The sequence below is a fragment of the Kluyvera genomosp. 3 genome (assembly GCF_011765685.1).
GTDB lineage: Bacteria > Pseudomonadota > Gammaproteobacteria > Enterobacterales > Enterobacteriaceae > Kluyvera > Kluyvera georgiana_A.
The window spans coordinates 1,478,724-1,491,917 of the sequence record NZ_CP050321.1 but is presented as its reverse complement, the minus strand read 5'-3'; the positions used below and the strand labels follow the sequence as shown (position 1 = coordinate 1,491,917).

General features: G+C 57.0%; 12 protein-coding genes. 3 read left to right on the top strand and 9 right to left on the bottom strand.

Going from position 1 to position 13,194, the window contains the following annotated elements; translation table 11 throughout:
• Positions 1 to 19: 19 nt before the first annotated feature.
• Complete coding sequence (gene pdxB / locus GY169_RS06990) at positions 20 to 1,147, bottom strand: 4-phosphoerythronate dehydrogenase PdxB (RefSeq protein ID WP_167575330.1); 1,128 nt, start codon at positions 1,145 to 1,147, stop codon at positions 20 to 22.
• Between the two features lie 108 nt (positions 1,148 to 1,255).
• Between pdxB and flk the strand changes: the two genes are divergently transcribed.
• Positions 1,256 to 2,272 (top strand): flagella biosynthesis regulator Flk, encoded by a 1,017-nt coding sequence (gene flk, locus GY169_RS06985; RefSeq protein WP_167575329.1) that lies wholly within the window; start codon positions 1,256 to 1,258, stop codon positions 2,270 to 2,272.
• A gap of 191 nt (positions 2,273 to 2,463) precedes the next feature.
• On the opposite strand, the gene GY169_RS06980 is transcribed toward flk, so the two are convergent.
• Positions 2,464 to 3,792 carry a PTS sugar transporter subunit IIC gene (locus GY169_RS06980; RefSeq protein WP_163448753.1) on the bottom strand — a complete coding sequence of 443 codons (1,329 nt, stop codon included), beginning with the start codon at positions 3,790 to 3,792 and terminating at the stop codon, positions 2,464 to 2,466.
• A gap of 265 nt (positions 3,793 to 4,057) precedes the next feature.
• Here GY169_RS06980 and GY169_RS06975 point away from each other — a divergent pair, with 265 nt between their 5' ends.
• Entirely contained in the window at positions 4,058 to 4,795 is a 738-nt protein-coding gene (locus GY169_RS06975; RefSeq protein WP_163448754.1) for a GntR family transcriptional regulator, read from the top strand.
• A 3-nt stretch (positions 4,796 to 4,798) separates the two neighbouring features.
• On the opposite strand, the gene GY169_RS06970 is transcribed toward GY169_RS06975, so the two are convergent.
• Together GY169_RS06970 and fabB are read right to left on the bottom strand one after the other, a co-directional pair.
• Positions 4,799 to 5,974 (bottom strand): MFS transporter, encoded by a 1,176-nt coding sequence (locus GY169_RS06970; RefSeq protein WP_163448755.1) that lies wholly within the window; start codon positions 5,972 to 5,974, stop codon positions 4,799 to 4,801.
• A 208-nt stretch (positions 5,975 to 6,182) separates the two neighbouring features.
• Positions 6,183 to 7,394 (bottom strand): beta-ketoacyl-ACP synthase I, encoded by a 1,212-nt coding sequence (gene fabB / locus GY169_RS06965; RefSeq protein WP_163448756.1) that lies wholly within the window; start codon positions 7,392 to 7,394, stop codon positions 6,183 to 6,185.
• Between the two features lie 160 nt (positions 7,395 to 7,554).
• Between fabB and mnmC the strand changes: the two genes are divergently transcribed.
• Entirely contained in the window at positions 7,555 to 9,555 is a 2,001-nt protein-coding gene (mnmC, locus tag GY169_RS06960; protein ID WP_191091019.1) for a bifunctional tRNA (5-methylaminomethyl-2-thiouridine)(34)-methyltransferase MnmD/FAD-dependent 5-carboxymethylaminomethyl-2-thiouridine(34) oxidoreductase MnmC, read from the top strand.
• 40 nt (positions 9,556 to 9,595) lie between these two features.
• On the opposite strand, the gene GY169_RS06955 is transcribed toward mnmC, so the two are convergent.
• The 5 genes from GY169_RS06955 to aroC are packed head-to-tail and all read right to left on the bottom strand — an operon-like array spanning position 9,596 to position 13,164.
• The gene (locus tag GY169_RS06955) at positions 9,596 to 9,871 is read right to left on the bottom strand and encodes a YfcL family protein (protein ID WP_064543784.1); all 276 of its coding nucleotides are present in this window, start codon (positions 9,869 to 9,871) and stop codon (positions 9,596 to 9,598) included.
• 26 nt (positions 9,872 to 9,897) lie between these two features.
• A complete protein-coding gene (locus GY169_RS06950; RefSeq protein WP_167575327.1) occupies positions 9,898 to 10,443 on the bottom strand; it encodes an elongation factor P hydroxylase in 546 nt (181 codons plus the stop codon).
• Positions 10,443 to 11,252: a sulfite exporter TauE/SafE family protein gene (locus GY169_RS06945; RefSeq protein ID WP_163448759.1), complete on the bottom strand. Its 810-nt coding sequence runs from the start codon at positions 11,250 to 11,252 to the stop codon at positions 10,443 to 10,445. Before GY169_RS06945 ends, GY169_RS06950 begins: the two co-directional genes overlap by 1 nt.
• Positions 11,252 to 12,076 carry a penicillin-insensitive murein endopeptidase gene (mepA, locus tag GY169_RS06940; protein ID WP_167575326.1) on the bottom strand — a complete coding sequence of 275 codons (825 nt, stop codon included), beginning with the start codon at positions 12,074 to 12,076 and terminating at the stop codon, positions 11,252 to 11,254. Before mepA ends, GY169_RS06945 begins: the two co-directional genes overlap by 1 nt.
• A 2-nt stretch (positions 12,077 to 12,078) precedes the next feature.
• Positions 12,079 to 13,164: a chorismate synthase gene (gene aroC, locus GY169_RS06935; RefSeq protein WP_163448761.1), complete on the bottom strand. Its 1,086-nt coding sequence runs from the start codon at positions 13,162 to 13,164 to the stop codon at positions 12,079 to 12,081.
• Positions 13,165 to 13,194 lie beyond the last annotated feature (30 nt).

The window sequence follows — 13,194 nt, the reverse complement described above, 5'->3', positions numbered from 1 at the left end:
CAGAGGCATTAAGAAGACATTAACAGTGTACGGCGTTAAACCCGAGTTTTTGCAGCAGCGCGGCTGCGTCGGCGTCATCGCACTCGACGGTCAGCGATGACCATTCGCGACGCTCAAGGTAATTTTTGCGCAGCTTGTCGAATTCGCCCGGGATCCCCGCCACTTTCCGCAGCGGCGCGTCATCGCGGCGCACATCATACACCAAATGCACCAGTCTTTTCAGCGTAGGCTGATCGAGCGGGCCGTGCAGGCTAATCCGTCCGAATTCCGGCGCGGGCAGCAGCGACGAGAGCGCCACTTCTTGCGGCTGACCGATAAACTGGCTATAGGCTTCAAACACCTGGGTGGTGCCACGCGCTTTCCCTTCCAGGGTGTAGCCCGCAATATGCGAAGTGCCGAGGTCGACTTTATCCAGCAGCGCCAGGTTGAGATCCGGCTCCGGCTCCCAGACGTCGAGCACCACGCTCAGCTGCTGCCCGGCGTTCAGGCATTTCAGCAGCGCGGCGTTATCCACCACCGGGCCACGGCAAGCGTTGATCAGAATAGCGCCCGGCTTCAGGCTGGCAATCAGCGCCTCGTCGGCCAGATGCAGCGACTTATACGGGCCATCTTTATACAGCGGCGTGTGGAAAGTCAGCACGTCCGCCTGCGCCACCAGCTCGTCCAACGAACGGAAATCGCCCTCTTCGCCGTTGTCGGCGCGTGGCGGATCGCAGAGCAGCGTTTTGATGCCCAGGGCTTCCAGCCGTTTTTGCAGGCGTCCGCCTACGTTACCCACACCAACAATACCCACGGTACGGTCGGCCAGCGCAAAACCGTCGCGCTCGGCCAGCATCAACAGCGCAGAAAATACGTACTCAACGACCGCAATCGCGTTACACCCCGGTGCGGCGGAGAAACCAATCCCTGCCTGTTCCAGCCACGCCTGATCGACGTGATCGGTGCCCGCCGTCGCGGTGCCAACGAACTTAATCGCCTTATCGCCCAGCAGCGCTTCATTCACCTTTGTCACCGAGCGGACCATCAGCGCATCGGCATCGGTTAACGCCTCAGTCGGGATCGGGCGGCCGGGGACAGCCTTAACCTCACCCAAACGGCTAAAAAGTTCGCGGGCGTAGGGCATATTTTCATCAACGAAGATTTTCACGGTTCAGTACCTGTCTGAGAACGAGAGTAAACCGGGGAAGTGTGCCATAATCTGGCCGCCAGGCATACTTGCGCCGGGCATCAGTATTCGGTTTGGAAAGGATCAATCATGACGCAACCCATTTCAGGTATGCCCGCGCGCCCTCCGGGGACAGGCCCCACTCCGCTCTCTCCTGCCGGAGAACAGCCGCTTAGTACCCAGCAACGCACGGTGCTGGAACGACTGATCACGCGCTTAATCGCGATGACCTCGCAGCAGAATGCTGAGGTTTGGGCGGGCGTAAAACACGATCTGGGGCTGAAAAACGACACGCCGCTGCTGGCGCGCCACTTTCCTGCCGCCGAGCAGAATCTGAATCAACGTATTGGTACTGCCGAACAAAAGCTCAGCACGCGCCAGACGCTGTCGCAACTGACTGAACTGCTGAATCAGGGCAATAATCGCCAGGCCGTCAGCGACTATATCCGTCAACAGTACGGGCAAACGGCCCTCAGCCAATTGACGCCGCAGCAGTTGAAAAACGTCCTGCAGTTGCTTCAACAAGGGCAGCTTTCTATTCCGCAGCCTCAGCAGCGCCCGGCGACCGATCGTCCCCTGCTGCCTGCCGAGCACAATACCCTGAATCAGCTGGTGACTAAGGTTTCCGCCGCCACTGGCGACTCTACTAAGCTGATCTGGCAGTCGCTGCTTGAGCTTTCCGGCGTGAAGTCCGGCGACCCGTTACCCGCGAAACACTTTAACGCGCTGGTCACGCTACTGCAGGCGCGCCTGACCCTCAGCACGCATCCCGCCCCAACGCTCAACGTTTTGCAGGCAGCGCTCAAACAACCGCTGGAGCCGCAGGAAGGACAAGCGCTTCGCGATTTCGCCCAGCAAAACTGGAACGCCACCCCGCAGACGGTACTGACCCAGGTGCAGGTACAGGAGTTGCTGAATCTGCTGTTCCTTAAACGTATCGAGCGCGAGCGCGTGGCCCACGCCCATACCCTGGAAGCGCGCGATCTTCAGCCCATTTATGCGCCATTTGCCCCGGCCATCAACACGCTGAAATCGTTGTCAGCGCGCCCGGGCCTGGCTTTCGTGGTGTTGATTGTCGTCGCGATGCTGCTGTGGCTGGTACTGTAAGTTCAGCGCCCTCCTCTTCGCTTTATGGTAGTCAGCAAGAGATTCCTCTTCCGAAAATTAAAAACCCAGGTCGTGACGTCTGAATTGACTCACGTCCCTGGGTTATCGGAATAATATTGTTAGCCAGAGAATCATGATCCCCCCACTCCGCGGCGGCTATTGCAGAGTGAAGGAATTTCTACACCAGGACGTTATGTATTCTGTTCTGCTGCTGACATATTCACTTTATTCGCGGCAATCACGAACGGCAGATAGATAAGCGTCGCCACCACCAGACACAATACGCCAACAAATAGCGCCATCCAGTTGCCGCCGGTGCCGAAGAAGGCGATCAGCGGCCCCGGCGTCGTCCACGGTACCGCATAGGCAATCGGCGGAATAATCTCCAGCGTGATAAAGAAATAGCCAATCAGTGAGTTGACGAACGGCACCAGAATAAACGGGATCACCAGAATCGGGTTCAGTACGATCGGCAGGCCGAACATCACCGGTTCGTTAATGTTGAACAGGCCTGGCACAAAGGCCATTTTCGCTAAGTCGCGGTAGTCCTTCCGGCGAGAGGCGATAAAAATGGCCAGCAGCAAGCCCAGCGTCATCCCGGAGCCGCCGCAGTTGGCGAAGGCATCGTTGATGCCGGTCCAGGTAATCGGATACGGCGCACCCCAGGTTGAACCGTGGGAGGCGGCATACGACAGGTTCTCCAGGTTCGCTTCTGAGAAAATGGTTTCGCGAATGGCGGCAACCGTATTCGGCCCATGAATACCGAGGATCCACAGGAAGTTAGCCACCAGCCCGAGAATCAACACGGTAAAGATATTGGTGCCCATATCCTTCAGCGGCGCCTGAATCAGGGTGTAGATAAGATCGTTCAGCCCGTTTGGCGAGATTTTTGATAGCAGGTAGTTCAACACCGAGAAGAAGATCATCACGAAAAAGATAGGTAATAGCACCTTAAAAGAGCGCGCCACCGCCGGCGGTACCGCGTCGGGCATCGTGATAGCCACCTTCGGGTTTCGGGCCAGGCGACAGAATATTTCGCTGGAAATCAGCGCCACAATCACCGCCACAAACAGCCCCTGAGGCCCGAGATATTTGGTGGTGAGATAGGCCTGGCCGTCAATAATCACATACGGAGTATACACCACGAAGAACGCGCCAATTGCCGTCAGGCCGCACAGCAAGTCATCCTGCTGATAGCTGATCGCCATATTGCGCGCCACGAGGAAAGTAATCAGCACAGCCATAATATTGACCGAACCGTTCATCACCGGCGTAAAAATTTGCTGCGCGTCGGCCAGATTAGGGAATAAGGTGCCTAAATGTAAAATACTGGCGATAAAACCATCCGGCGAGAGAATGGCAAAGTTGATAAGGATAATCAGCGAGCTGGCCATGACTATCGGGAATGACAAAATAAAAGCATCCCGAATAGCCGAAACGTGTATCTGCGAATTCAATTTTATCGCAACCGGAACAAGGATTTTTTCCATCCCTCGTTCAAATGAATTCATTAAACCCATAGTGAACCCTTAAATTTAAAATAAAATGATTAGGCATAATTCATTTAATAACTGCACCATTTCTCATATCTGGCGAGAATATTGGTAAAAAGGTCATTAATTGACGATCACTTTAATTATTGTTAATTTTCGTAACCCGTATTTCGATCACAGTTAACCATGCCTAAGTTGTTCAATAATCGGGAAATAGATGAACGTGTTGGCCCGTCGTCGCAAAAGTGATTTTATAACCAGTTGTTTAAAAAGGATTTAAGGAGGTTCAAAAGTGGTATATCAGAACATCATAAATTTGCTGAAAAACAGATTAAACAGCTCAATCTACAATGTGGGCGATCTTCTCCCCTCGGAAAAAGAGCTGGCGGCGCTTTATGATGTTTCGCGCAATACCTTACGCAAGGCGTTAAAAACGCTGGAAGAGGAAGGGATGATTGAACGGCGGCACGGTTCGGGAACCTACCTGCGGAACAAACATTTTCAGGCGTCGCTGACGCACCTCGACAGCTTTACTGAAATTGCCCGCAATGAAGGTAAAACACCCACGAGTCAGATCCTGAAGTTTGAGCTTCAGCGCGCATCGGACGATATCGCCACCAGTCTGAGAGTCAGCCACGGCGAACCGGTTTATTACGCCAAACGGCTGCGCTTTATCGACAATATCGCCATGCAGGTGGAGGAAACCTGGCTTTCCGCCAGCCGTTTTCCCGACCTGACGATCGCCCACATGAAGAACTCCAAATTTGCCTATATCGAAAATGAGTGTGGGGTGAAAATTCTGGGTTGTTATGAATCTATCCAGCCGATTTTGCCGTCGCCAGAGGTAGCGCAGCTCCTGCACATTAGTGCGCTGGATCCGATAGTCAGGATGCAGACTCAGGCCGTCGATGAGCAGCAAAACCCTATCGATTACTCCATTCTCTACACCAACATGTTCGAGTTCCAGGTGAAATATTTTCTGCCGCGCAAAGCGACGACCGGCTCGCAGGTGCGCAGAGCCAGCCGATAAACGCTATTTGCGGAACGACCACAGCGTGACGCCAATTCCCAGTATGGCGGCAATGGCTCCGCCGAGAAACACGGACGCATAGCCGAACGAGGTGGCCAGCATGCCCGCCAGCGGCCCGGAGACGCCGAGCGCGATGTCCTGGAACGCGGCATAGCCACCGAGCGCCGTCCCACGTACCTGCTGCGGCACGCGCTTAACCACTTCCACCCCCAGCGCCGGGAAGATCAGCGAGCAACCGGCCCCGGTTAAAGCCGCGCCGGCCAGCGCATACCATGCGTCGGGCGCCAGCCACAGCAGCAGCAAGCCAACGGTTTCCACCAAAAGTGAACCAACCGCCACCTTCACGCCGCCAAAGCGGTCAGGCATCCAGCCAAACAAAATGCGCACCAACACGAAGGTGCCACCGAAGGCCGTCAGGGTGAAGCCCGCCATCGACCAGCCTTTGCTGACAAAGTACAGTGAGACGAAAGTGCCAATCACCGCAAAGCCCACGCCCTGTAGCGCCAGCCCCAAGCCCGGTTTCCAGATAAGGCCAATCACGCTGAACAGCGACGGACGTTCCCCGGCCATCGCCGCCACCTTACGCACCGAGCCGTTAAAGGCCCAGGCCAGCAAAGGCAACGCCATCGTGACGCCAGCCAGCACGGCAAAGCCATAGCGGCTGTTGATATACAGCCCCAACGGCGCACCGGCCGCCAGCGCGCCAAAAATCGCCATCCCGTTCCACGACATCACTTTACCGGAACGCTTCGGGCCAACCAGCCCCATCCCCCAGGTGAGCGTGCCGGTCAGCAATTGGCTTTCACCGAAGCCAAGAATTAAGCGCCCGACAATCAACAGGCCAAATTTGACCATCGTATCCACCGGCAACAGCGCCGCGCCAAGCCACGCCGCTCCGGCAAAGGCACAGGCAAACATGCCCTGTAGGGCAGAACGCTTGCCGCCGTACTGATCGGCAAGACGCCCGGCGTAGCCACGGGTTAATACCGTGGCGAAAAACTGGATGCCGACGGCGATACCCACCATGGTGTTACCGTAGCCCAGTTCCTGGTGAACAAATAGCGGAATGACCGGCAGCGGAATACCGACGGTTAAATAGGTCAAAAACACCGCGAACGCGATGCGAAAAAGCGACACGTTGGATGAAGAAGTACTTTCAGTTTGAGTTACTGCGGTCATGCTTTACTCCGAATGCTGAGTAAGGCGAGGATCTGTAGCCACGCCCCCTCTACCTGGCGATCAGGATTAAGGTGCGTCGGATGACGTTAAACGCTTACGCATTATCATGATGATAATGTTGAGCCGCGAGTTTGCCTGTTCTTTCAGGCCGTTGTCAACGCATAAAAAAAGGAGCCAGAAGGCTCCTTTTTCTTATCCGCCGTAAAAATTACAGCTTACGCATCACCAGCGTGGCGTTGGTGCCGCCAAAGCCGAAGCTGTTGGACATCACGGTGGTCAGTTTGCGATCGGTCGGTTCAGTGACGATGTTCAGGCCAGCCGCCTGCTCGTCCATCTCGTCAATGTTGATGCTCGGGGCGATAAAGCCGTGTTCCAGCATCAGCAGAGAGTAGATCGCTTCCTGTACGCCAGCGGCGCCCAGAGAGTGGCCGGTCATCGCTTTCGTTGCGGAGATAGCCGGGCTGTTGTCGCCGAACACTTCACGGATAGCGCCCAGTTCTTTCACGTCGCCTACCGGAGTGGAGGTACCGTGAGAGTTCAGGTAGTCGATCGGGGTGTCAACGCCGTGCATCGCCATCTTCATGCAGCGCACCGCGCCTTCGCCGGATGGAGCAACCATGTCTGCACCATCGGAGGTTGCGCCATAGCCAACGATTTCTGCATAGATATGCGCGCCACGTGCCAGCGCGTGTTCCAGTTCTTCAACCACAACCATACCGCCGCCGCCTGCGATGATGAAACCATCACGATGCGCGTCATAGGTACGGGAGGCTTTTTCTGGGGTTTCGTTGTATTTGGTGGACAGTGCGCCCATCGCGTCGAACTCACAGGCCATTTCCCAGCCCAGTTCTTCACCGCCGCCAGCAAACACGATGTCCTGTTTGCCCAGTTGAATCTGTTCTACCGCATTACCGATGCAGTGCGCGGAAGTGGCGCAAGCTGAGCTGATAGAGTAGTTCACACCGTGGATTTTGAACGGAGTTGCGAGGCACGCGGAAACCGCAGAACCCATCGCTTTGGTGACCACGTACGGGCCAACCGCTTTCAGGCCGCGCGGGCTGCGCATCGCGTCTGCGCCAAATACCTGCGCACGGGAGGAACCGCCGGAACCGGCAATCAGGCCCACGCGCGGGTTGTTCTGATACTCTTCTGCTTTCAGGCCAGCGTCTTCAACCGCCTGCTGCATGGAGAGATAAGCATAGATAGAGGCATCGTTCATGAAACGGACCACTTTACGGTCGATCAGACCCGTGGTGTCCAGTTTGACGTTACCCCAGACGTGGCTACGCATCCCAGAATCTTTGAACTCTTGAGAGAAAGTGATCCCCGAGCGTCCTTCACGCAGAGATGCCAGGACTTCCTGCTGGTTGCTACCGATGCTGGAAACGATGCCCAGGCCAGTAATCACTGCACGTTTCATTCAATACCTCTGTAAGTCATCACTATTTTAAAGTTTCGAGTCGCAAGATAGCGTACACTTGTACGCCGAACAAGTCCGATCAGCAAATTTATGCAGAAATTTGCGCCTGCGGACGCTCATCGTTAAGATCGGCAGACTCCTTGCCGCGCGAGTAACTTACGTGAAACAAAACGCCATACAATCAGCCAACCTCGAATTTAACAGTGAGGGTACACCTGTTTCCCGAGATTTTGACGATGTCTATTTCTCCAACGATAACGGTCTGGAGGAGACCCGCTACGTTTTTCTCGGGGGTAACCAGATAGAGGTACGCTTCCCCCTGCACCCACATCCACTTTTCGTGGTAGCAGAAAGCGGCTTTGGCACCGGCCTCAATTTCCTGACGCTGTGGCAAGCTTTTGACGCATTCCGCCGTCAGCATCCTGACGCTACGCTACAAAGATTGCATTTCGTCAGTTTTGAAAAATTTCCGCTGAAGGCCGACGATTTGCGTCTGGCGCACCAGCACTGGCCGGAGCTGGCCCCCTGGGCAGAGCAGCTTCAGGCGCAGTGGCCGTTACCGCTGGCGGGCTGTCATCGCCTGCTGCTCGATGAAGGGCGCGTGACGCTGGACCTGTGGTTCGGCGATATCAATGAGCTGACCGATAAGCTCGACGATACCTTCAATCAGCAGGTAGACGCCTGGTTCCTCGACGGCTTTGCCCCGGCCAAAAATCCGGATATGTGGACGCCCGCGTTGTTTGCCGCCATGGCTCGCACCGCCCGCCCGGGAGGCACCCTGGCGACCTTTACCTCGGCGGGTTTTGTGCGTCGTGGGCTACAGGAAGCCGGGTTCAGCATGCGCAAGAGCAAAGGTTTTGGCCGTAAGCGCGAAATGCTGGTCGGCGAAATGATGGCCCCTCAGCCCGACGCCACCCGTACGCCGTGGTTTGCGCGCAGCGGTAGCCAGGCACGGGAAGCCGCGATTATCGGCGGCGGCATCGCCAGCGCCCTGCTCTCGCTCGCCCTACTGCGCCGCGGCTGGTCGGTAACGCTCTACTGCGCCGATGCTGAACCCGCACTAGGCGCATCTGGCAACCGCCAGGGGGCGCTCTATCCATTGTTGAGCGCCCACGACGCGGCGCTGGCGCAGTTCTTCCCCGCAGCCTATCTCTATGCCCGTCGCCTGTACGATACGCTACCCATCGACTTCGACCATCAATGGTGCGGCGTCACGCAGCTTGGCTGGGATGAAAAAAGCGCCCAGAAGATTGCCCAAATGCTGACGCTGGGCCTGCCCGAAGAGATCGCCCGCGCGGTCACGGCGCAAGAAGTTCGAGCCAGTATCGGCCTGGAGACCGGCTGCGGGGGGATTCAGTACCCGCTGGGCGGTTGGTTATGCCCGGCGCAGCTCACCGCAGGCGTATTTGAACTGGCGCGCCAGCAAGGGTTACAGGCGCACTGGGGGAAAACGCTGACAACCCTCACCCGGCAGGACGATGGCTGGCAGCTGGCATTCAGCGACGGAGAGACAAGCATCGCCCCGTGCGTCGTGCTGGCAAACGGCCACAACATCAATCAGTTCGCGCAAACCGAAGCATTACCGGTATACGCCGTTGGTGGCCAGGTGAGCCATATTCCGACCACCGAAAATCTCTCAAAGCTTGAACAGGTGCTGTGCTACGACGGCTATCTCACGCCGCAGAATCCGAATAATCAGCAGCACTGTATCGGCGCCAGCTATCATCGCGGCCAGCGCGAGATGACCTTCAACGAGGACGATCAGCAGCATAACCGCCAGCGGCTGCTGGACTGTTTCCCACAGCAGACGTGGCCGCAGGAGGTTGATGTCAGCGCTAACGATGCCCGCTGCGGCGTGCGCTGCGCCACGCGCGATCATCTGCCGATGGTCGGAAACGTGCCGGATTATGCCGCCACGCTTGCCGAATACGCCACGCTGAACGAAAGTCCAGAGACGGCAAGTGCCGCGCCAATCTATCCCGAGCTGTTTATGCTTGGCGGCCTTGGGTCGCGAGGGCTATGCTCTGCGCCGTTAACCGCAGAAGTGCTGGCGGCGCAGATGAGCAATGAACCGCTGCCGTTGGACGCGCAAACGCTGGCAGGCCTGAATCCAAATCGTTTGTGGGTTCGAAAACTGCTGAAGGGAAAGGCGGTGAAGTAAGTGAGGAGATTTGCCCGGCAGCGATACCGGGCAAATTGGCTTAGCGGGAAGCCTGCTGGTAAAGGCTGTCCCACATCTCCTTGACCAACGCCTGGTCGCGCGGCGACAGTTCGCCCGCGCCAATGGCCGTTTCCAGACTCTGGGTCACGTTGCGATACAGCGCTTCTGCCGAGTGCGCTTCGCTTTCATCCAGCTCGGCAACCGCCAGCGTCAGGTGACCACGCAGATAACCGCTGGCAAACAGCTCATCATCACTGGCGTGTTCCACCATTTCATCAATTAACGCCAGAATGCGTGCTTCAAACTCCGCGATCATCTTCTTTCCTCTTTCTGTAACATGGCTTAGAGATCCTCCGGCCATGGGAAGTGTTCCGCCGTTAGGCTCGGCGTCTGGTAATAATTCTGTAGGGCCTGGATAAATTTGGCCGGGCGCGGCGGAATGCCCTCGTCAAGATAGGTCATCACCTGCGCGTGAACACGCCGCTGAAAGGCGATACGATCCGGCTCAAAATCACCTTCGAGGTTGTCGCAGCTAACGTTGAACGGGAAGCCCGCCGCCACGCAGAACAGCCAGTCAAAGGCCTGCGGTTTTACCTCAACGTCTTCAAACTGCCCCTGGGTTTTAGCATCGCGCCCGTCCGGACAGTACCAATAACCAAAATCAACCTGCTCGCGGCGCGCCTTGCCGGCAATACACCAGTGAGAAATTTCGTGCAGCGCGCTGGCAAAAAAACCGTGAGCAAAAACGATACGGTTGTAAGGCACTTCGTCATCTGCCGGAAGATAGATGGGTTCGTCGTCGCCTTTAATCAGACGAGTATTAAACTCGTCGGCAAAGCAGTCATCGAAGATGGCGATCAACTGCTGGTAGTCATGCGTCTTTGTCATTAGCTCATCCCTAACCACTGAAGGATTTCCTGTCCATGGCTGTCGTAGAGCAGCTTGGCGCTCATAACCGCCGAAACAATGACGATCATTGGGCGAATGAGCGACTGCCCTTTGCTTAACACTAAGCGCGAGCCCATGCGCGCGCCGAAAAATTGGCCAATCATCATCACAAAGCCAGTTGCCCAGATGACCTTGCCGCCAAGAATAAACAGCAGCAGCCCGCCGATATTTGACGTCGCGTTCAGCACTTTGGCGTGTGCCGTGGATTTGGCAAGATTAAAGCCCATCAGCGTGACGAATGCCAGCGCGTAAAATGAGCCCGCGCCGGGTCCGAAGAAACCGTCATAAAAGCCCACGCAGCCGCCTGCCACCAGCGCAAACGGCAGGCCGTACAGACGCTGCTGACGGTCCGCTTCGCCAAGCTTTGGCATCAGCAGGAAATAGAGACCAATGCCAATCACCAGAAGCGGCAGGATCTGGCGCAGAACGTCAGACTGCACGTGCTGTACCAGCAGCGCGCCGCTCATTGAACCAATGAAGGTCATCAAAATATTGAGCTTCTGATCGGCCAGATTCACCACCTTGCGGCGAATGAAGTACAGCGAGGCGGAAAGCGAGCCGCCGCAGGCCTGCAGCTTATTGGTCGCCAGCGCCTGCGCGGGCGGCATGCCCGCAGCCATTAGCGCCGGGACGGTCAGCAAACCGCCGCCGCCCGCCAGAGAGTCAATAAAGCCCGCCAGAATGGCGATGAAAAAAAGCGCCACCAGCATCAGCGGCTCAACCATAAATAACGCGGAGAAACTGTCCATCAGAGTACGTGTTCATCCAGTAGCGCCTGGCAGGAAGGCGGCAACGGTGGAGGCGTCTTCTTCACAGGTTTGGTGGTGCCAGGTTTTGGCGGTTCGAACCAGCTTTGCAGCTCAGCGCCGCAGCCGTCGCCCGCAGGCGGTGGCGCCTGCTCTTCACACTCGAAGCTGTTGGCCGGGCATTTCAGCCGGACGTGCATGTGGGCGCGGTGCTGGAACCACGGGCGCACTTTACGCAGCCAGTCGCGATCGCTGCCGGCTTCCAGGCACAGCTGTTGTTTAATCGCCGGGTTGACGAAAATGCGCGTCACCTCGCTGTCTTGCGCCGCCAGCTTGATCAGTTGACCAATCTCCGGTTTCCATAGCGCAGGCGACACGCCTTTACCGTCGGCGCGGACCAAATCCAGCGCCTGCGGCTTCAGCAACTGCGACGAGCTCCAGCGCGTTTTCGGTAATTGCAGGAAAATATCGACATCCAGCCCACTCTGGTGGCTGGCGTGTCCGCCGTTAAAGCGCCCGCCCGCTGGCATCCCCATGTCGCCAATCAGCATCGTCCCCATTCCGTGCTGCTGCACGTTACGGCCCAGACGCTGGATAAACTGCACCAGTTCGGGATGGCCAAAGTAGCGGCGCTGATCGGTACGCATCACCTGGTAGGTTTCCGACTGCAACGGCAGCGCTTCGGCACCGACGATACAGCCGTTAGCAAACGCCCCGATAGACTGGGCGCTACCGTTAATAGGTTGCGTGATTTTTTGCCACGGCGTTGCCGCCAGCGCGGTGCTGCTGGCCACCAGAGCCAGCAGCGCAATAACGGTTTTTCTCATGTTTACCAGCGTGGAATTGAGGTCGTCACATCGGCGTTTTGCGCGCGTTGGCGCATAAAGTGATCCATCAGCACGATTGCCAGCATCGCTTCAGCGATCGGTACCGCGCGGATACCCACACAAGGATCGTGACGACCTTTGGTGATCATCTCGACTTCCTCGCCAAAGCGATCGATCGTCTTGCCCGGAACGGTAATGCTCGAGGTCGGCTTCAGCGCAATATTGGCCACAATCTGCTGGCCGCTGCTGATACCGCCCAGAATACCGCCCGCATGGTTGCTCTGGAAACCGGCTTTGGTAATTTCGTCGCGGTTTTCGCTGCCGCGCAGTTTGACCACTTCAAAACCGTCGCCAATTTCCACGCCTTTCACCGCGTTGATGCTCATCAGCGCATGGGCAATGTCCGCGTCCAGACGATCGAATACCGGCTCGCCGAGGCCCGCCGGTACGCCGTCAGCCACGACGGTGACCTTCGCGCCAATAGAGTCGCCCTCTTTTTTGAGGCCGCGCATCAGTTCATCCAGGGCGTCGATTTTGTCCGGATCCGGGCAGAAGAACGGGTTCTGTTCAACCTGCTCCCAGTCTTTAATCGCCAGCGGAATATCGCCCATCTGGGTCAGGCAGCCGCGAATGACGATACCAAACTTCGCCGCGAGGAATTTCTTGGCAATCGCCCCTGCCGCCACGCGCATCGCCGTTTCACGGGCGGAAGAACGTCCGCCTCCGCGATAGTCACGCAGGCCGTATTTTTGCTCGTAGGTGTAATCGGCGTGCCCCGGACGGAAGACGTCCTTAATGGCGCCGTAGTCCTGCGAGCGCTGATCGGTGTTTTCAATCAGCAGGCCGATACTGGTGCCGGTGGTCACGCCTTCGAATACGCCAGAGAGGATTTTCACCTGATCCGGTTCGCGACGTTGGGTGGTGTAGCGCGACGTGCCCGGACGACGACGGTCCAGGTCGTGCTGGAGATCCGCTTCGGTTAACGGAATGCCGGGCGGCACGCCGTCAACGATGCAGCCCAGCGCCAGGCCGTGCGACTCGCCAAAGGTGGTTACGCGAAAGAGTTGTCCAATTGTATTTCCTGCCATCACGGCTCCGTTATCGTTGTTCTGTTGTTG